This window comes from Flavobacterium sp. ARAG 55.4, assembly GCF_051846875.1.
GTDB classification, from domain to species: Bacteria; Bacteroidota; Bacteroidia; order Flavobacteriales; family Flavobacteriaceae; genus Flavobacterium; species Flavobacterium plantiphilum.
Genome location: NZ_JBPYCT010000002.1, coordinates 185,943 through 205,213 on the forward strand (window position 1 = coordinate 185,943; position 19,271 = coordinate 205,213).

Below are 19,271 nucleotides of genomic sequence, written 5' to 3' on the forward strand. Positions count from 1 at the left end.
GTTATTTTTTGGTTTGTTGAAGCATTTTATAGGTTTCTTCTAAATAAATATAGAAATCATCGCTGTGCGGCGAACCGTTTGTACTGTGCTTACTCTGATGTCCCAGTCTTACAATAATTAATTGATCCTCGGGAATAATAATGACATATTGCCCTAAATGACCCCGCATATAAAATACTTTTTTGTTATGAAAATTACTTAACCACCAGCCATAACCATATTCCGGAGAAATCTCAAATCGAGGGTTTACTGATTGGGCAACAAAAGCGCTATCCAGAATTTGTTTTCCGTTCCATTTCCCATGATGCAAATACAGTTTTCCAAAACGGGCAAAATCTCTGGCGTTACTGGCAATGCAGCAATAGGCTTTTACCATTCCGTTTTCACTATCCGTTTGCCAGAGCGCATCACTTTCGGCTCCCATTGGTTTCCAAAAAGATTGAGAAACATAATCCGCCAGATTTTTCGCTGTCGCTTTTTCAATACACATGGCTAAAAGTTGGGTGTTTCCACTCAGGTATTTGAATGATTTTCCGGGTGCTTCGATGCCTTTTAAACCCAGAATAACTCCTTTTAGATTATCATCAAAATAGGCACGGGTGGTTATTGAAAACGGACTGTAGTAAGACTCATCCCAGTCTAATCCCGAAGCCATGGATGCTAAATCACCTACGGTCATAGTTGCGGATTTTCCGGTTTTAAATTCCGGGAAAAAATCAGAAACTTGCTGGTCTAAGCTTTTAATTTTACCTTCCATTATGGCTTTTCCTAAGCAAGCTGTTACAATACTTTTGGCCATAGAAAAAGAATTGGATTTAGAATCTTTAGAGTAATTATTATAATAACTTTCGTGCCGGATGCTATCGTTTTTGATTATTAAAAATGCAACTGTACCAATGTCTTTATGCAGTTTTTCAAGCTTTTCGGTCGCTTTAATCTGGTTGTAGTTTTTAGCAATTTTCCAGGGTTGTGCTACGCTACTGTTGGCAATTGTTCTGTTATCAAAGTATTTATAATCGTCTAAAAATGCTGTTTTATGTCCGTTTAAATAAGTTACCCGAACGGCTTTAAATAAATAATCAATGTTGAAAACATAGAAAACAATTTCTACAAGGAGTATCAAAGCAATCAATCCGATTAAGAGTCTTTTTAGCCATTTCATGATGTAATGCTTTAGGATTCAGTACGAATTTACATAAATTAAGCCTTTCTTTTGGAATCGTTTTTTATTTTCTTAGAACAAACTTTGTTGGCTTGTTGGATTTTCATGTTCCAATAACCATTTTTTTCGCCATAAACCACCGGCGTAACCTGTTAAAGAACCATCAGTTCCAATAACTCTGTGGCAGGGAACCACAATCCAAAGCGGATTTTTCCCATTGGCGGAAGCCACAGCCCTAATGGCTTTGACATCGCCCAGTTTTTTGGATAAATCTAAGTAACTCATCGTTTTTCCAAAAGGAATTTCCCGCAAAGCCTGCCATACTTTTTGTTGAAATTCGGTTCCCTGCGGGTTCATTTTAAAAGTGAAATCAGTTCTTTTTGCTTCGAAATAGTCTCGAAATTGTGCAACGGCTTCTTGTAAAACAGCCGGAATTTCGGAACTAATTTCGCCTTCATCAGTAATCGAAATTATTGAAATTCCATTTTCATCACCTGTAATTTCAGCAATTCCTAAAGGGGTTTGGATATAAACAGTTGATTTTTCGTTAGTACTCATCTTTCAGGTTTTGTTTTGTTAGAAATTGTATGGCTAATTTCGAAATTTCCGATGGATTTCCTTTTGGTGTAACCAATAAAATATCGGTAAAATGATGTGCTTTTTTAAGTTCTAAAAATTCCAATTCCGGATAATTATGACTTTTCATTATTGCCGTTGGCACAATTGAAATTCCCAGTCCGTTTTTGACTAATTGAATTATCGATGAAATGTTATTTGATTCGTGAACTACTTTGGGTTTAAAACCATATTGGGCACAAATTTCTAATAAAGAATCATAGAAATAAGGCGCATATTGTTTGTTAAAAAACACAAAAGTTTCCTCTTTCAAATGTACCAAATCTTCTTCGGATGTGATGTTATATTTATTTTGATTAAAGACTAACGAAAAACTATCTTTATACCACAATCGGGAGTCAATTTTTGGTGAATGCAAGGGTGCACGGATGATTCCAAAATCTATTTTTCCTTCTTCTAAAGCAGCAATCTGTTTGACTGTGGGTACTTCGTACAATCTGAAATTGACAAATGGATATTGAGCTGACAAAAACTGAATTAATGCCGATATATCTCCCGAAAAAGTCGAACTTACGTAGGCAATTCGGAATTCGCCGCTTTGATTCTCACTGATTTTTTTGGTGGTAGCATTGATTCGCTCCAGGTTTTGAACCAATTCCTGAATTTCCTTTTGGTAATATTTTCCGGCATCGGTAAGGATTACCCGTTTGTTATTCCGCTCAAAAAGTGTCGCTCCCAGTTCTGTTTCTAATTCTTTAATTTGCCGGCTCAAGGGCGGTTGCGAAATAAATAGTTTATCGGCAGCGCGAACAAAGCTGAGTTCCTCGGCTAATTTCAGGAAATATTTTAAGTGCCGTAATTCCATAAATACTTTTTAGGTATTAATAATTGACAAAATAAGTATTTTTAAGTCATATATAAAAATTATAGGTTTGTAAAAAAAACCAAGAATTATGAAAAAGTCAACAGTAACAGAAATCAGAGAACGTTTTGACAATGAGGTAGAACGTTTCTCGAATTTAGAAACCGGTCAGGTAGCTACAATGGATGCTAAAATTGCATTAGAATTGATTACCTGCACGGCAAGAGCTATAAAACCGGGAGCAAAAACCATTTTGGATTTAGGGTGTGGTGCCGGGAATTATACGTTGAAAATGCTTTCTAAAGTACCCGATTTAGAGTGTACTTTAATCGATTTGAGTCAGAATATGTTAGACAAAGCATTTGAACGTGTTTCTGAGGCAACAACTGCCAAAGTGGAGACGATACAAGATGATATTCGGAATGTCGAATTGCCTGACAACAAATATGATATTATTTTGGCAGGAGCCGTTTTGCATCATTTACGTGATGATTCCGATTGGGAATTGGTATTTCAAAAATTGTATGACAGCTTAACACCGGGAGGTTGTTTCTTCATTTCAGACTTGGTAACTCAGGATCATCAAGCGGTAAATCAATTGACCTGGAAAATGTATGCCAATTATTTAAAGCAACACGGTGGGGAAGAATACCAACAAAAAGTATTTGATTATATCGAAAAAGAAGATACACCAAGATCGATGACCTATCAATTGAATTTAATGAAAAAAGTAGGTTTTTCTAGCACTGAAATTTTACATAAAAATGCTTGTTTTGGTGCTTTTGGAGGGATAAAGTAGTTTGCTGTAAAGGGCAAAAATATGTTGTTTATAAATGTAAAAACCATTCGATTTCCCGAATGGTTTTTGTGTATGTAGCCCTGATGGCAGCGGCAGCCTTTTATGGAGGCGTTCGCCATAAAAGCTATAGCGTACAGCAGGAATAGCTTCTTATTTTAAATTTGAATAAATATAGGCTTCCAGACTTTGTAATTCTTTATCCGTGAAAGTTTTGGTAAGCGTTAGATTCGCCTGCATTACTGGAAATTGTGAAGGATCGACAATAGCATCGCTTTCTCCTTTTAGAAAAGCCACCATATTCCCATTTTTTTCTTTATATACTTTAGCAATTTCCTGAACACTTGGACCTATTGTTTTGCTGTCTGTCTGATGGCAGGAAGTACAGTTTCCTTTGCCTTCAAAAATCACTTTTCCAATTTCTTCTGCGGTTAATTCTTTGTCTTCAGTGGCGACAGCAGTTTGTTCATTATTCCCAAAAGATTCTTCGGATTTATTTTTACAGGAAAAAGTAACAATTGCAATACTAAGAAGGATTAATTTTTTCATTTTTAAGTAATTTAATCTCAAATGTATATCATTTCCGCGCTTCCGGAAATGATATATGTCATATGTCAGTTTATTGATTTAAAAGTATAGCAGCTTCTTTAGCAAAATATGTTGAAATCAAACTAGCTCCCGCACGTTTAATACACATTAATTGCTCCATCATGATTTTGTCGTTGTCTAACCAGCCTCTTTCGGCAGCGGCTTTAATCATCGCATATTCGCCCGAAACGTGATAAACAGTTACTGGTACGTTTACTGCGTTTTTAACCTCTCTAACGATGTCTAAATAAGCAATCCCGGGTTTTACCATGACCATATCGGCACCTTCTTCAACATCCCAAAGGGCTTCTTTGACGGCTTCAATGCGATTGGCATAATCCATTTGGTAGGTTTTTTTGTCTTTTGGTACCACAACATCAGCTTCTTTTGGAGCGGAGTCCAAAGCATCTCGGAAAGGTCCGTAAAATGCTGAAGCATATTTAGCCGAATAACTCATGATTCCCACATTGTGAAAACCCGCGGCATCCAATCCCTGACGTAATCTTAAAACTCTTCCGTCCATCATGTCTGATGGGGCAACAAAATCGGCACCAGCTTCGGCATGAGAAACTGCCATTTTTACCAAAGCGTCGTTTGTGGTATCATTTTCTACATCACCATTAGTGATAATTCCGTCATGACCGTAAATAGAGTAGGGGTCTAAAGCTACATCGGGCATTACAATCATTTCCGGACAGGCTGCTTTGATAGCGCGAATAGCATTTTGCATCAATCCATTTGGATTCCAGGCTTCTGTTCCGGCATTGTCTTTTAGTTTTTCATCTACTTTTACATAGATGTTTACCGCTCGGATGCCTAAAGTGTAAAGTTCTTTGACTTCTTCAACGGTTAAATCAACCGAACGACGAAAAATGCCCGGCATCGAAGGGATTTCTACTTTTACGTTTTCGCCTTCGGCAATAAACATTGGAAACATAAAATCCGATGGACTTAAGGTTGTTTCTCTAACTAAACTTCTAATTGATTCGTTAACGCGTAATCTTCTGCCTCGTTGTAATGGGAACATAATATTTTAGCTTTTAGCTGACAGCTTTCAGCAATTAGCTTTTAGCCGTTAGCAATTATAATTTAATTACTTATTTAATTTAGATATTAAACTATTGAGCATTTTTTTGATTTCTTCGACTTGAAATAAAAGCTTTTGACCATTTTCAAATTCAATGAATTTTAAATCAATGCTTAGTAATAGTTGGTACTCTAATTCATTTGCAGAACCAAATGCAATATATAAAAAAGACAAAAATCTTTATCTGAATTTCTACCGCAACCTTCAGCAATATTTGTAGGTATTGAACTTGAAGATCTCTTCATTTGACTGATTAATCCAAATATTTCATCTTTAGGAAAAGCAATGGTAATTCTATATACATCAAGTGTAAGTTGATGTGATTTTTCCCAAACCGAAAATTTCTTATAATCTCTCATTTTCTTGGCTAATATCAATTTATGATTTTTTACATAGCTCAAAAGCTAACTGCTAAAAGCTGATAGCTAAATTATCCAATCAACAGGATTTTCCAACACTTTCAATAACTTTTCTTCTTCGCTTTCTGCTTTTGGATGATGGTCGTAAACCCATTGAACATGAGGTGGTAAAGACATCAAGATAGATTCAATTCTTCCATTGGTTTTTAAGCCAAATAAAGTGCCTTTATCATGAACCAAATTGAACTCGACATAACGACCTCTACGGATTTCCTGCCAGTTTTTTTGCTCTGCTGTATAAGGCAAATCTTTTCTTTTTTCAACTATTGGAACATAAGCCTGAAGGAAACTATTTCCAACTTCAGTAACAAAATTGTACCAATTTTCCATTGACATTTGTTCTGTTGCTTTGCAATAATCAAAGAATAAACCGCCAATACCACGGGCTTCGTTGCGGTGCGCATTCCAGAAATACCCATCACATTGTTTTTTATATTTTGGATAAAACTCCGGATTGTGTTTGTCGCAAGCGGTTTTACAAGTCTGATGAAAATGAACCGCATCTTCTTCAAACAAATAATAAGGTGTTAAATCTTGTCCGCCGCCAAACCATTGCTGAATTACATTACCGCTGTCATCGTACATTTCAAAATAACGCCAGTTGGCATGAACCGTAGGTACCAGTGGGCTTTTAGGATGAATAACTAAACTCAGTCCGCAAGCAAAAAAATCGGCTTCGCCTACGTTGAAAAGCTTTTGCATGGAATCGGGTAATTTTCCGTGAACAGCAGAGATGTTGACTCCTCCTTTTTCAAAAACGGCACCGTTTTCAATCACACGGGTTCTTCCGCCGCCTCCTTCCGGACGTTTCCAAAGATCTTCTTTAAACTTAGCCTGACCGTCAACGGCTTCTAATCCTGCTACGATTTGGTCTTGAAGATTTTGTATGAATTGGTAAAATTTGTCTTTCATTTTGGAATTAAATAAATATGATTAATAAGACAATTCCAATTAAGAATAAAAAAGGCAATGAAATAAATTCATAATCAGTGTAATATTTCTTTTTTGAAATTAGATTAATAATTGCAAGTACTAATAAGAAAAGAAGAGATAAAATAGGCGTTAAAAACATTAATCCCACCATCATATTTCCAGCTCCGCATGGATTATGATTTTTAAATGATTCCATTTTGAAAATATAAAAATATAAAACAAATAATACCCATAAGCTGTGTAGTCCAATAGGTAAGATGCTCTTTTTATTATTGATTTTTAAATATTTCAAATTTGTTTTTCTATTAAATATTCTTTTAACTTTGTTGTCCTAATTTGTTTTGGCAGCCGCTATTTTATTAAAAATTCCAAACGAAAAAGTCTTACTTTCTTGTTGAATATAATTGTAAATCGCAACCGCTTTTTCTAAAAAATGAAACTGATTTTTCTGAGACATTTCTACTAAAATATCAGCAAAATATTCCTGATGATTCCAGTCCAGATGATAACGTTGCAAGAGTTCAATCAGTTCGTCTTCAGAAATTTCGTTTATTCTTTCTAAGTTTAAACCAAAATTTTTTAATTGCTCTTCAATAGCAGGAATAGCTTCTTCATTCCATTTTGGTACAAAAACCAACGAATGCAAGGTTTTAAGAATATTGTCTATTCTTATTTTTTCCTGATCTCTTAAACCTTTGTTGAGCATTTCTTTTTAGTTGTTGGTTGATTGTTGTTAGTTGATAGTCGTTAAGTATTTTTCCAACAACTATCAACTAACAACCTTCAACTATTTATTTCCGTACTCTTTCACCGCATCAATGAACGCTTTGGCGTGATCCACAGGAATGTTTGGTAAAATTCCGTGACCAAGGTTTACGATGTATTTGTCTTTTCCGAATTCGTCAATCATTTCGTGTACCATTTTTTTGATGGTTGGAATTGGCGAAAGCAATCTTGAAGGATCGAAATTCCCTTGTAAAGTTACGTTTCCTCCTGATAAATAACGCGCATTTCTGGCCGAACAAGTCCAGTCTACACCAAGGGCAGAAGCCTTACTTTTCCCCATGTCGTTCAAGGCAAACCAGCATCCTTTTCCGAAAACAATAACAGGAGTGATTTCAGCTAAAGCTTCAACGATTTGGTTGATGTATTTCCATGAGAATTCCTGATAATCCACAGGAGACAACATTCCTCCCCAGGAATCAAATATTTGAACCGCATTTACTCCTGATTTTACTTTTTCTTTTAAGTATAAAATGGTAGTATCGGTGATTTTTTGTAATAAAGTGTGAGCAGCTACCGGATTTGAGAAACAAAATCCTTTAGCGGTATCAAAGCTTTTAGAACCTTTTCCTTCCACGGCATAACAGAAAATTGTCCAAGGTGAACCTGCGAAACCAATTAACGGAACTTCGTCATTCAGCATTTCTTTGGTCAATTTCACGGCGTCAAAAACATAACCTAAAGTTTCATTCACATCCGGAACATACACTTGGTTTACCTGTTCCATGGTACGAATTGGATTTGGAATAATCGGACCTAAATTATCTTTCAATTCCACGTGAATTCCCATAGCTCTTGGAACAACTAAAATATCCGAAAATAAAATAGCCGCATCAGGTGCAATCCTGCGAATAGGCTGAACTGTGATTTCAGCTGCTAATTCGGGAGTTTCACAACGGGTAAAAAAATCATATTTATCACGTAAAGCTCTAAATTCTGGTAAATATCTTCCTGCCTGACGCATCATCCAAACTGGTGGACGTTGTACAGTTTCTCCTTTTAGTGCTTTTAAAAACAAGTCATTTTTTAACATAATTCTATCTTTTTTTATTCCTCAACGGGTTTTTTGGATTTTTTTATTGTCAGCTAGACACTTTCAGATTTATAATACTCTATAACTTCAACAATAACATCTTCAATTGTTGGTGTTTCCGGAATTATAATTTTTTTGATTTTATTTGCTTCTAATGTTTTTGCGGTGGTATTGCCGATGCAAAAGCAGATTTCTTTTTTGATTTTATTATTTGTTAAATAGCTTTCAACAGCTGAAGGGCTAAAAAACAAAATTCCATCAAATTTTTCCTCTTTGGATATTTTAAAAGGAGCTAATGCAGTTTGATACACTTCAATTTCATTGAATGTGATGCCTGCATTTTTTAATGCTTGGGGTAAAGTTTCTTTGCGTAGGTTTCCGCTGAAAAAAGTATAGCTTTCTTTGTTGTAAATTAACGTAATAATTTCGGCTAATTCCGAGGCATAGTCCATATATACATCTACTGTAAAACCGTTAAGCTCCAGTAATTCTTTAGTTTTTATGCCCACACAAAAAACACTTTTGGTTTGCAGTTTTTCCCAGCCGTTTTGTTCCATTAAACTTAAAACGGCATTTTGACTGCTGAAAATCAGATTTGTATTGAGGTCTTTTAATTCGAAATTACTGTTTTTAATTTCGATAAAATCTTGTTCTAAAAGATCAAAACCAGCATCAAGAAATGCTTGTCTTTGTTCGGGGGATAAGGTTTTGGTAGACAGAATACTTATTTGACTCATTATTTTTTCAAATTAGTTTTAATTGCTGCCATCAGTTCAGCTCCGCCATTTTCCAGAATTTCTTTTGCCATATAAAATCCTAATTTCTTCCATTCGGATATATCCACGATTTTATGGACTTCGATTTTTTCTTTTCCGTCTAATGAAAACAAAACGCCATCAAAATGTATGGTGTCTTCCTCTTCATTGTATTTTACCAAAGCACCAATAGGAGCGGTACAACCACCTTCTAAAGTTCTTAAAAACTGGCGTTCTATATGCGTGCAAATTTGGGTTTCAACATGATTTAAATTAGAAAGAGCATCCAGTGTATAATTGTCATTCCCCATAGCAACCACTAGCATAGCACCTTGAGCCGGTGCCGGAATCATCCAGTCTAAATCGATGTAATCGCTTGGTTTTAAATTGATTCTTTCCAGTCCTGCTGCTGCAAAAACAGCTCCGTTCCAGTTGTTATCCTGCAATTTTTGCATTCTGGTATTTACGTTTCCGCGCAAATCGACTACGGTATGATTTGGGTATTTGTTCAGCCATTGTGCCTGACGTCGTAAACTTCCGGTGGCAATAGTTCCGTTGCCTTCCAAAAAGTCTAAGTTTCCTTTATGCACTAAAATATCTAAGGTATTGGCTCTTTCTAAAACAGCAGCCTGAACAATTCCAACAGGAAGAGCCGTTGGAACATCTTTCATCGAATGTACGGCAATATCGACATCACCGTTAATCATGGCAATATCCAGAGTTTTGGTAAAAATTCCGGTAATTCCTAATTCGTAAAGGGGTTTGTCAAGAATAATGTCGCCTTGGGATTTTACGGCTACAATTTGAGTTTTATAACCTAAATCATTTAGTTTATTTTGAACAGTGTGGGCTTGCCATAATGCGAGTTCGCTATCTCTTGTACCTATACGTATTGTTTTTTCTGCCATTTTTATATTTTATTCCAAAAATAGGATATAAATTAATATCCATTAAGGAATTGAGGTTCTTTCTTTTTTTCTGGTTTATTTACTTACCAGTGCTTCAATTTTAAACACTTTTTCAATCCATTCAATGCTTTCATCTACCATGGTATTCTCATCTTTGAGGTGATTGGCAAAATGAGTCGTGATTTTCTGAATGATTCTGTTGCTGATGATTTCGGCTTGTTCTTCGTTAAAATCAGCCATTTTTTTACTTTGAAAATCCAATTCTGAATTTTTAATATCGTTCAGTTTGGCTTTTAAGGCGTTGATAGTTGGAGCAAATTTTCTTCCTTTTGTCCAGCTTCTGAATTCGTCTTTTATTTCTTCTATAATAGCTTCGGCAGCAGGAATATGTTTTTTTCTGTTTTCTAAAGTTTCATCGGTCATTTGCGCTAAATGATCCATATGGATGAGTGTAACACCTTCAATTTCGGTAACATTTTCATTCACATTTTTAGGAATCGATAAATCTAAAATCAACAATGGTTTCTTGAGATTCAGAATTGCTTTATCCACAGTCGGATTCTGAGCTCCGGTTGCCACTACTAATACATCAGCTTTTTGTAATTCCAGTTGCAAATCAGCATAATCTTTAACTACTACATCCAGTTTCTCAGCCAGTCTCTCGGCTTTATCTTTGGTTCTGTTAATTAAAGTAATTTGTTCGTGTTTGGTATGTTTTACAAGGTTTTCACAGGTGTTCCTGCCAATTTTTCCTGTTCCGAAAAGTAAGATATTTTTATTCGAAATATCTGCTACATTCTTGATAATATATTGAACCGATGCAAAAGACACTGAGGTTGCACCGGAAGAAATTTCAGTATCTGTTTTGATTTTTTTACTGGCCTGAATCACAGAATTTACTAAACGCTCTAAAAAGTTGTTTACTAAACCATAGGATTTACTTTGGTTAAAAGCATTTTTTATCTGGCTGATGATTTCAAAATCTCCTAAAATCTGACTGTCTAATCCTGTTCCTACACGAAACATGTGATTAATTGCATCCTGATTTTTATAAATATAAGCGACTTCCTGAAATTCCTGAACCGAACCTTTGCTATTTTCGCAAAGTAATTTGATTAATTCATAAGGATGATTGGCAAAACCGTAAATTTCAGTTCTGTTGCAGGTAGAAGTAACTATTAATGATTCGATTCCTTCGGCTTCAGCCTGCATTAATAAAATAGATTGAGCCTTGGCGTCTAAGCTGAATTTTCCTCTAATCGTTGCATCTGCTTTCTTGTAACTTAGACCTAAAGCGTAAAAAGTGCTGTTTCTGGACATGTTAAAATTTTCCATAATTATACTTTCCTTAAAAAGTTCAACAAAATTATTATTAACTATTTTATAAAAACAACGCTGTAAGTTCTTTTTGTATCGCTTCATGACAAATTGATTCAAAATAGTGTTTACAAAATCGATTATATTTAAAAATAGAGTAAAATCAGGTGTTCTTTTGTTATTTATGTAGATTTGTTCTAAATAACAAAACGATTAGACTTTAGTTTGGGTTACGAAAAAATATCGCTTAGAGTTCTTTGAAATGTTATTAAAATACAATTCATGTTTTCATTTACTAGAAAATATAACAATTCCAGTTGTCTGATTAAATTGTATTTTGATAAAAAAACGCTGCCTTCAAATGTCAGGCAGCATTTTTTATTTTAATAGAATTATTTTTGAACAATTGGAGCTCTCAATGATTCTAATACAACAACAATATCTTTGTATAAATTTGATGTTGATGGTACTCCATTAGTATTTGCTGCAGCACCTACATAACCCACAAATTTTGTGTAATCAGCATTAGAAGATTTTGTTCCCATACGAGAATTTTTAGCAGGATCATGAGCATCAACCATGTTTAAACCTGAATAGGTGTTTACTGCATTTGTTCCTCCTGTATTGAAAGAGAAAAAGTCAGTCAGGTTATCTACTAAAACTGCTAACTTAGTAGTGTTTCCAGCTCCAACTTCTGCTAAAAGTGGTGCAAAATGAGCTCCTAGATTTCCGGATGCATTATTTTCTACGTCAGCAACAATAAGTCCTACGGTAGAGTTTACCACTTTACGGTAAGATAATCTTCCGGCTTCAATCATTTTACTTGAATCATCAGGGTCAGTAACCATTTTTGTTCCGCCTAAACGAGTGTAAATTGACTCTTCTACCGGATCTGGTTTTGGATCATCATCGTCACTGCAGGAAGTAAATGCTGCCGACGCAATTAGTAATACACTTAGTGTAATCTTAGAAAAATTTCTCATAATAATTGAATTTAAGGATTAATTAAAAAATTGATTTATTGTTTTTGATGCTTTGTATGCGAAACTGTTCTGATCCACCGGGCAAACTTCTTTATTTTCCATATTGGCAGGTAGTAAAAAGCGTTTCGCTTCATAAGGTCTTTTAGTCATTAATTCGTTATAAACTTTTTCTGAATTAGTGATTTTATTGTTGTGGAAATACACGACAACATTTTTTTTTACAATAATGGAATCAGATGTTAAGCCTTTGATGGTTCTTAAATCGGCACAAATTTGCTTCGCCTGAACCGAATCAATATTGGCTTTAAAATCAATACGACTGACTTGTAAATTTGGGCTATCATAAACGGCTGGTTTTGCTGTAATAATGTGAAAAAGCAAAATAGCTATGAACAGCACTGCAATTCCCGAGATTACGTAGAGTAATTTTTTGACTGTTTTATTCATTTTAATAATTTTTTAGGTTTTCAAAATTATTTACGAATGTTTTTTTGCTGTGGTTTTAAAATTTATGAGAAAAAGATTAATTTAGAATTGTTTTAAATACTGATTTGTTTTGAAGTAGGGCAAAAAAGGCGGTTTTTCTAAAATACTCTTAACAAATTAAAACCAAAAAATACATCTCCTTTGGTCCAGTCTCCGGTAGTCTGACCTAAATATCCTGCTTCATGAATCCCTTGAGAACTGGTAAAATGCATTTGGAAAACATGTCCACCCGTCTCTAAATCAAAACCTACTGAAAGTGGATTTTTGTAAACAGAATTGGAAGCTCTGTTTAGATGTGCGGCATAATCAATATTAAGCGACCAGCGTTTGGATAATTTATAGCGACCGCCAATACCAATGGCATATTGTGTATTATCCTGTTGTACATTGTCTACAAAATTTTCGTGAAAAATGGTTGGTGCTAATTCCAGAGATAATTTTTCAGAGTATTTTCTGGAAATCAATACTTGCTGTACATAGGTAAACCGGTCATCAAATTGTAGTTTAGGGTACAAACTTTCTTTGAGTGTATTGTTAATGGCTAAACTTGAAAAACCCGCAATGGTTATTGGGAAACCATCTGTAATCTGGCTCATCAAAGTATATTTTGCAGAAAAATCATAGGCTAGTTCGCTTCTGGCACCACTGATTGTTAACCAGTCGGTTAACCCGTAAACAAATTTCAGTTGTGTGTTTGCATTATCCAAGCCAAAAAAACCTTCAAAACCATCTTTTACGGAGCCAAACCGGTGCGCAACAATAAAATACAAGTCGCCTTTTGCAGCCAGTTTAGTCGATTCCAGATTGACAATTTTTAAACCTTTGAATGCTGCGGATACTTTTTCTTTTCCGGAAATTGTATCGATCCCTTTTAATAAATCTTCTTGCGAAAAAGAGATTAGCGGGAATAATAATAAGAGTAGGAGGAACTTTTTCATAAAATATAATTTTGGATTGTTAGTTAATTGGTTTTTTTTAGCGAATAACGGAACTCTGATCTATTTTGAATTCATCTAATAAGTCGTCATAGCCCAGAAAACGACCTTTGATTGTGATAGTTTTTCCCGGAAGAATGTTTTCTGGCAAGCTTTCATTGAACGTGGCAAATACTTTATTGTCCAGAATAATTGCTGTGTTTTCAATGTCTACTGCCGTTATTTGTGCCTTCAGTTCGATAGTCTGATCCTGATATTTTAATAATGCCAGACTATCATTAGTCGTAAATTCTTTTTCTAATTCGGGAATGCTTATACTATAAGTTGCCGCTTCAGTACTAATGTCACGGTGACTTTGGTAGATGTAGCCATAAAAAACAATGACAATAACAGCTGAGATAAGAATTCCGATGAGTATTTTTTTCTTCATGGCGGTGGTTTTAAGGTGTAATTTCATCTACGTTAAAACAGAAAGATTGGTTTTTTTAAAATAAAAAGTGTGGGACAAAACTGGATAAGCATTTTCAACGTACATGAGTTATCTAAGAGATGCAATCCTTTTTTTAATCTAAAACCAATTGTTATGAAACCAAAAAATCTTTTTCCGCTGCTGTTGTCAGCCAGTTTTTTAATGTCCTGTTCGAATGATAATCCGGATACTCTGATGGAGGATGTACCTAATGATACTGCCGTAACATATCAGCAAAATGTAAAATCTATTATCGATAATAATTGTATTTCCTGTCATGCGGCAACGCCCAGAAATGGTGCTCCAATGGCATTAGTGACCTATGATCAGGTAAAAAATGCCATTCAGAACAGGGGTTTACTCAATAGAATTTCATTAAATAACGGAAATAGTTTATTAATGCCCCAAGGCGGACCCCGCTTGCCTCAGGCTACTATTGATATTGTAGCACAATGGCAACAAGATGGTTTGTTACAACAATAATTTAAAAAAAATACGATGAAAAACTACTTGATAATAGCAATGATACTGGTTTCAGGATGGACAATTGCTCAGGATAAAATGATTTGTAAAACGGGGAATATTACTTTTGAAGCTTCGGTACCTTCTTTTGAAGAGGTTAAAGCCACTAATACAAATGTAACGGTAGTTTTAAACCCTAAAACAGCAGAGATAGCCAGTTTAGCTTTGGTGAAAGGTTTCCGGTTTAAAGTGGCATTAATGGAAGAGCATTTCAATGAAAATTACATGGAAAGCGACCGCTATCCAAAAGCGCTTTTTAAAGGGAAAATAGAAAATTTTAATGTCGATAGTCTAAATGAAACCCCTAAAAACTTTACAATCAACGGGAAATTAGAACTTCATGGTAAAACGGTTGCGGTAAAAACCATTGCCAAAATGAGCCAATCCGGTTCCGGTATTACTTTAGTGTCTGATTTTTCAGTGAATGCCAGTGATTTTGATATTTCTATTCCGGCTGTAGTTAAGAAAAAGGTTTCCAATAAAATCAATATTCATGTCGATGCACTGTTGAAATAAGCGGTCTAAACAATAAAGATTTTATAAAATTAGAAGGAAGTAAACAATAAATCCTCAAAAAGATTTAATTTTGAAAGACCAAAAGAGTCGTTTGACTAAAAACGATAATAGTAAGTTGAATTAAGTAAATCAAAAAAATGGAGGAAGAAATAAAAATTGACGATGATTTTATTTTAATTCGTTTTCAAAACAATACTGATGAGGTACTCACTTTTCAACGTCCGGTACAATTAGGGCTTATACAATTTCATTTTGGTTTGAAAGGAAGCGCTAATTACATTTTTAATCAGGGCAATTATGTGCTGAATTTAAAAGAAGAAAAAGCCTTATTGTTTTATAATACCGAAAAAGAATTGCCGCTTAATGTAGAAATTGCACCAAAAACCTGGTTGATTTCCATATTTGTTTCCATTAAAAAATTCCATGGATTGTTTACCAGTGATGCCGAGCATATTCCGTTTTTAAGCAAAGAAAATCAGGAAAAAAAGTATTATAACGAAAGCGAAATTAGTCCGTCGATGGCTATTGTTTTAAACCAGATGTTTCATTATAACCTTAATCCATCCATAAAAAACCTGTATTACAAAGGAAAAGGATATGAGTTATTAAGTCTTTTTTTTAATCGAAATGAAGACCCAGATGCCGAACAATGTCCGTTTCTGGTTGATGAGGAAAATGTATTGAAAATTAAGAAAGCCAAAGAAATTATAATTGCTAATATGTCTGAACCACCGGGATTACAGGAATTAGCCGATCAGGTAGGATTAAATTTGAAAAAACTCAAAATGGGTTTTAAACAAATTTACGGCGACACTGTTTATGGTTTTTTATTTGATTACAAAATGGATTTTGCCCGAAAACTACTCGACAGTGGTTCTTATAATGTAAACGAAGTAGGTTTAAAAATTGGTTACAGTACCGGAAGTCATTTTATTGCTGCCTTCAAAAAGAAATTTGGAACCACTCCTAAAAAATATTTAATGTCCATTTAAACAGCAATCTCAGGCATAGTATTGATTTTGAATATTAAAATATAAATAAAAAATAACATTTATCATATTTCTCAAAAGCAGCTCGCAGTACTTTTGAAAAAAATTAAAAAACTACCTATGAAAGGCGTATTACTAGTAAATTTAGGATCTCCGGAGAGTCCGACTCCCAAAGATGTAAAACCGTATTTAGACGAATTTTTGATGGACAAATACGTTATTGATGTTCCGTTTTTGTTACGCGCTTTACTGGTTCGTGGAATTATTTTAAGAAAACGTCCGGAAGAATCAGCCCATGCTTATGAAAAAATTTGGTGGGAAGAAGGTTCGCCATTAATCGTTCTTTCAGAAAGAATGTATAAAAAAGTCAAAAAATTAGTAGACACGCCTGTTGCATTAGCGATGCGATATGGTACTATGACTATTGAAAAAGGACTTCAGGAATTGCACGATCAGGGTGTTACTGAGGTGTTGCTTTTTCCGTTGTATCCGCAATATGCTATGGCTTCCACATTAACCATTTTAGTAAAAGCCGAGGAAATCAGAAAAAAGAAATTTCCCCATATGACTTTTACCGATGTTCCGGCATTTTACAATAAACCCGATTATATTGAGAACGTGGCTAATGTGATGAAAAAACACCTGGAAGGATTTGATTATGACCAGCTGGTCTTCTCGTATCACGGAATTCCGGAGCGTCACATTCGAAAAACCGATGTCACTAAATCACATTGTAAAATAGATGGTTCTTGTTGCAACACGCCATCGTCGGCACATGATTTTTGTTATCGCCATCAATGTTATGAAACCACCCGACAAATTGTAAAATTACTTGGAATTCCTGAGGATAAATATTGCCTTACTTTTCAATCCAGACTGGCAGGTGATAAATGGTTAGAGCCTTATACCGATGTGGAAATTAATAAAATGCCGGCCAGAGGAATTAAGAAAATTGCTGTGGTTACCCCGGCATTTGTTACAGATTGTTTAGAAACATTAGAAGAAATTGCGATGCGTGCCAAAGAAGAATTTGAGGAAAATGGCGGACAGGAGTTTCTTGCAATTCCATGTCTGAACGATGATGATTCCTGGTGTGAGACCGTAAGTAACTGGATTAAGGAATGGGCTGTTTCTGCACAAAAAATTGCATAAATGGCAGTATCCGCGGAAGAATTAGGCTCTCAAAGTATTAAAAAACTCCTTGTAAAACAGGCTGTTCCTGCTTCAGTTGGGATTTTATTTCTTTCGTTAAATATTTTAATAGATACCATATTTGTTGGGCAATGGATTGGTTCACTGGCAATTGCTGCTGTGACCGTCGTATTGCCCATCACTTTTTTAATTTCTTCTCTTGGAATGGCAATCGGGGTAGGAGGAGGCTCGGTTCTTTCCAGAGCTCTGGGTGCCCAGAATAAAGAAAAAGCCGAACATACTTTTGGAAATCAGATCATGATGACCTTGGCTTTATCATTGTTTTTTATGTTCTTATGTCTGTTTTTCAGTAGAGATATCTTATTTATTTTTGGTGCTAAAGGTTCCATCATGGAACTGGCAACGGCATTTTTTGCTCCGCTTATTTTTTCGGTTCCTTTTCTGGCTTTGTGCATGATGGGCAATAACATCATCAGAGCCGAAGGTAAGGCCAAGTTTGCGATGGTGGCTATGATTATTCCCGCATTTGTTAATATTGCTCTCGATATTCTTTTTATAAAAATATTAGGATTAGGAATGTTTGGTGCTGCAATGGCGACCACTATTTCTTATGTGATGTGTTTTCTGTTTGTGCTTTGTTTTTTTGTTTTTAAAAGCGAATTGACGTTGAAACCTCACCATTTTAAATGGAATATTCCTATTGTTAAAGAAATTACGGGATTAAGTTTTGTTACTTTTGCCCGGCAGAGCGTTATTAGTATTCTTGCTATTATTGTCAATCATACTCTATATTCTTACGGAGGTGAAAGTGCTATTACGGTTTACGGAATTGTAAGCAGAATGCTGATGTTTGCTTTATTTCCCATTTTAGGTATTACGCAGGGATTTATTCCTATTGCCGGATATAATTATGGCGCTGATAATTTTAAAAGAGTTAATGAGAGTATTCAGGTTTCCATTCAATATGCGGCTTTATTAGCTACGGTTATATATCTTTTTATTTTGTTTTTTGCCTCTGAAATAGTAAGTGTTTTTACGCATGATATTCAGGTAAATGCTGATACTACGGTTGCTCTAAGATGGGTTTTTGCGGCTTCTCCGGTTATTGCCATTCAGTTAATTGGTGCGGCTTATTTTCAGGCGGCAGGAAAAGCCAGAAAAGCGTTGTTACTAACCTTGAGCAAACAGGGTTTTTTCCTGATTCCATTAGTTATTATTCTACCAAATTTTTTCGGTATTTTTGGAGTCTGGGTTGCTTTTCCAATAGCAGATGTTTGTTCGACTTTATTGACAGCCTATTTTCTTAAAAAAGAAATGAATACCAAATTGATTCAGACTAATGATGGAATACTATAATTATTTAAAATCATTGCATTTAATTTTTGTAATTACCTGGTTTGCAGGATTGTTTTATATTGTGCGTTTGTTTGTATACCAGATTGAAGCTGCAGATAAACCTTCTCCGGAAAAAGAAATTTTGCAAAAACAATTTAAAATCATGAGTTACAGACTGTGGTATATTATCACCTGGCCATCGGCTGTTCTGGCCAGTTTTTTTGCTTTTTGGATGTTGTTTTTTACAGAACTTGGAAATTCCTGGTTGCAAATGTCGTGGATGCATGTTAAACTTGGCTTTGTTTTTGCATTGTATTTGTACCATTTAAAATGCCATCAGATATTTAAACAATTGCAAAATAACGAGGTAAAATACACGACTAACTTTATGCGTTTGTGGAATGAAGGAGCCACCATTATTCTTTTTGCGGTTGTTTTTTTAGTAGTTTTAAAAAATGCCGTTAACTGGATTTATGGGGTAATCGGAATTGTTTTGTTTTCGGTTTTAATTATGCTGGGGTTTAAATTTTATAAAAGAATAAGAGAAAAGCAGTAATTAGTAACTGGTGAGGAGTAATTAGCATTTACTAATCACTAATTACAATTCACGAATCACTAAATTATGCCAAAAAGCTTTAAATTATCCATGCTTTCGTTGCGAATCC

The 19,271-nt window shown here is 34.9% G+C and carries 23 protein-coding genes and 1 pseudogene; 7 read left to right on the top strand and 17 right to left on the bottom strand.

Features of this window, described 5'->3' with window-relative positions:
- Position 1 precedes the first annotated feature (1 nt).
- From ACSV4D_RS03045 to ACSV4D_RS03055, 3 genes are all read right to left on the bottom strand, one after another.
- Positions 2 to 1,162, bottom strand: coding sequence for a serine hydrolase domain-containing protein (locus ACSV4D_RS03045; RefSeq protein WP_439227092.1), 1,161 nt, complete (start codon positions 1,160 to 1,162; stop codon positions 2 to 4).
- 72 nt (positions 1,163 to 1,234) lie between these two features.
- Complete coding sequence (locus tag ACSV4D_RS03050) at positions 1,235 to 1,720, bottom strand: methylated-DNA--[protein]-cysteine S-methyltransferase (RefSeq protein ID WP_439227093.1); 486 nt, start codon at positions 1,718 to 1,720, stop codon at positions 1,235 to 1,237.
- The gene (locus ACSV4D_RS03055) at positions 1,710 to 2,603 is read right to left on the bottom strand and encodes a LysR family transcriptional regulator (RefSeq protein WP_439227094.1); all 894 of its coding nucleotides are present in this window, start codon (positions 2,601 to 2,603) and stop codon (positions 1,710 to 1,712) included. Before ACSV4D_RS03055 ends, ACSV4D_RS03050 begins: the two co-directional genes overlap by 11 nt.
- 88 nt (positions 2,604 to 2,691) lie before the next feature.
- On the opposite strand from ACSV4D_RS03055, the gene ACSV4D_RS03060 reads away from it, so the two are divergent.
- Positions 2,692 to 3,399 carry a class I SAM-dependent methyltransferase gene (locus ACSV4D_RS03060; protein WP_439227095.1) on the top strand — a complete coding sequence of 236 codons (708 nt, stop codon included), beginning with the start codon at positions 2,692 to 2,694 and terminating at the stop codon, positions 3,397 to 3,399.
- 150 nt (positions 3,400 to 3,549) lie between these two features.
- On the opposite strand, the gene ACSV4D_RS03065 is transcribed toward ACSV4D_RS03060, so the two are convergent.
- From ACSV4D_RS03065 to ACSV4D_RS03130, 14 genes and pseudogenes are all read right to left on the bottom strand, one after another.
- Positions 3,550 to 3,945, bottom strand: a complete 396-nt coding sequence (locus ACSV4D_RS03065) for a c-type cytochrome (RefSeq protein WP_439227096.1) — start codon at positions 3,943 to 3,945, stop codon at positions 3,550 to 3,552.
- 70 nt (positions 3,946 to 4,015) lie between these two features.
- Entirely contained in the window at positions 4,016 to 5,011 is a 996-nt protein-coding gene (gene hemB, locus ACSV4D_RS03070) for a porphobilinogen synthase (RefSeq protein ID WP_439227097.1), read from the bottom strand.
- Between the two features lie 66 nt (positions 5,012 to 5,077).
- Positions 5,078 to 5,430 (bottom strand): annotated as a pseudogene (locus ACSV4D_RS03075) (four helix bundle protein).
- A gap of 66 nt (positions 5,431 to 5,496) precedes the next feature.
- The gene (gene hemF, locus ACSV4D_RS03080; RefSeq protein WP_439227098.1) at positions 5,497 to 6,402 is read right to left on the bottom strand and encodes an oxygen-dependent coproporphyrinogen oxidase; all 906 of its coding nucleotides are present in this window, start codon (positions 6,400 to 6,402) and stop codon (positions 5,497 to 5,499) included.
- A gap of 7 nt (positions 6,403 to 6,409) precedes the next feature.
- Positions 6,410 to 6,619 (bottom strand): hypothetical protein, encoded by a 210-nt coding sequence (locus ACSV4D_RS03085; RefSeq protein ID WP_439227099.1) that lies wholly within the window; start codon positions 6,617 to 6,619, stop codon positions 6,410 to 6,412.
- Between the two features lie 135 nt (positions 6,620 to 6,754).
- Positions 6,755 to 7,129 carry a hypothetical protein gene (locus tag ACSV4D_RS03090; RefSeq protein WP_439227100.1) on the bottom strand — a complete coding sequence of 125 codons (375 nt, stop codon included), beginning with the start codon at positions 7,127 to 7,129 and terminating at the stop codon, positions 6,755 to 6,757.
- Between the two features lie 81 nt (positions 7,130 to 7,210).
- The gene (gene hemE / locus ACSV4D_RS03095) at positions 7,211 to 8,239 is read right to left on the bottom strand and encodes a uroporphyrinogen decarboxylase (protein ID WP_439227101.1); all 1,029 of its coding nucleotides are present in this window, start codon (positions 8,237 to 8,239) and stop codon (positions 7,211 to 7,213) included.
- A 53-nt stretch (positions 8,240 to 8,292) separates the two neighbouring features.
- On the bottom strand, positions 8,293 to 8,976 hold the full coding sequence (locus tag ACSV4D_RS03100) for a uroporphyrinogen-III synthase (RefSeq protein WP_408080399.1): 684 nt from the start codon (positions 8,974 to 8,976) through the stop codon (positions 8,293 to 8,295).
- Positions 8,976 to 9,902, bottom strand: a complete 927-nt coding sequence (hemC, locus tag ACSV4D_RS03105; protein ID WP_439227102.1) for a hydroxymethylbilane synthase — start codon at positions 9,900 to 9,902, stop codon at positions 8,976 to 8,978. Before hemC ends, ACSV4D_RS03100 begins: the two co-directional genes overlap by 1 nt.
- A gap of 75 nt (positions 9,903 to 9,977) precedes the next feature.
- The gene (hemA, locus tag ACSV4D_RS03110; RefSeq protein ID WP_408080403.1) at positions 9,978 to 11,237 is read right to left on the bottom strand and encodes a glutamyl-tRNA reductase; all 1,260 of its coding nucleotides are present in this window, start codon (positions 11,235 to 11,237) and stop codon (positions 9,978 to 9,980) included.
- Positions 11,238 to 11,611: 374 nt separating this feature from the next.
- Entirely contained in the window at positions 11,612 to 12,202 is a 591-nt protein-coding gene (locus tag ACSV4D_RS03115) for a hypothetical protein (RefSeq protein ID WP_439227103.1), read from the bottom strand.
- Positions 12,203 to 12,220: 18 nt separating this feature from the next.
- Entirely contained in the window at positions 12,221 to 12,649 is a 429-nt protein-coding gene (locus tag ACSV4D_RS03120) for a hypothetical protein (RefSeq protein ID WP_408080407.1), read from the bottom strand.
- A 137-nt stretch (positions 12,650 to 12,786) separates the two neighbouring features.
- A complete protein-coding gene (locus tag ACSV4D_RS03125) occupies positions 12,787 to 13,626 on the bottom strand; it encodes a DUF5777 family beta-barrel protein (RefSeq protein ID WP_439227104.1) in 840 nt (279 codons plus the stop codon).
- A gap of 37 nt (positions 13,627 to 13,663) precedes the next feature.
- On the bottom strand, positions 13,664 to 14,053 hold the full coding sequence (locus ACSV4D_RS03130; protein WP_439227105.1) for an OB-fold protein: 390 nt from the start codon (positions 14,051 to 14,053) through the stop codon (positions 13,664 to 13,666).
- A 153-nt stretch (positions 14,054 to 14,206) separates the two neighbouring features.
- On the opposite strand from ACSV4D_RS03130, the gene ACSV4D_RS03135 reads away from it, so the two are divergent.
- The 6 genes from ACSV4D_RS03135 (at position 14,207) to ACSV4D_RS03160 (ending at position 19,162) form a co-directional block, all read left to right on the top strand.
- Positions 14,207 to 14,575: a c-type cytochrome gene (locus tag ACSV4D_RS03135; protein ID WP_408080413.1), complete on the top strand. Its 369-nt coding sequence runs from the start codon at positions 14,207 to 14,209 to the stop codon at positions 14,573 to 14,575.
- Positions 14,576 to 14,590: 15 nt separating this feature from the next.
- The gene (locus ACSV4D_RS03140; RefSeq protein WP_439227106.1) at positions 14,591 to 15,130 is read left to right on the top strand and encodes a YceI family protein; all 540 of its coding nucleotides are present in this window, start codon (positions 14,591 to 14,593) and stop codon (positions 15,128 to 15,130) included.
- 137 nt (positions 15,131 to 15,267) lie between these two features.
- Positions 15,268 to 16,122 carry a helix-turn-helix domain-containing protein gene (locus tag ACSV4D_RS03145; protein WP_408080417.1) on the top strand — a complete coding sequence of 285 codons (855 nt, stop codon included), beginning with the start codon at positions 15,268 to 15,270 and terminating at the stop codon, positions 16,120 to 16,122.
- A gap of 117 nt (positions 16,123 to 16,239) precedes the next feature.
- Positions 16,240 to 17,271, top strand: a complete 1,032-nt coding sequence (hemH, locus tag ACSV4D_RS03150; RefSeq protein ID WP_439227107.1) for a ferrochelatase — start codon at positions 16,240 to 16,242, stop codon at positions 17,269 to 17,271.
- Complete coding sequence (locus ACSV4D_RS03155) at positions 17,272 to 18,627, top strand: MATE family efflux transporter (RefSeq protein WP_439227108.1); 1,356 nt, start codon at positions 17,272 to 17,274, stop codon at positions 18,625 to 18,627. It begins immediately after the preceding gene.
- The gene (locus tag ACSV4D_RS03160; RefSeq protein ID WP_408080748.1) at positions 18,614 to 19,162 is read left to right on the top strand and encodes a CopD family protein; all 549 of its coding nucleotides are present in this window, start codon (positions 18,614 to 18,616) and stop codon (positions 19,160 to 19,162) included. Before ACSV4D_RS03155 ends, ACSV4D_RS03160 begins: the two co-directional genes overlap by 14 nt.
- The last annotated feature ends 109 nt before the right edge of the window (positions 19,163 to 19,271 follow it).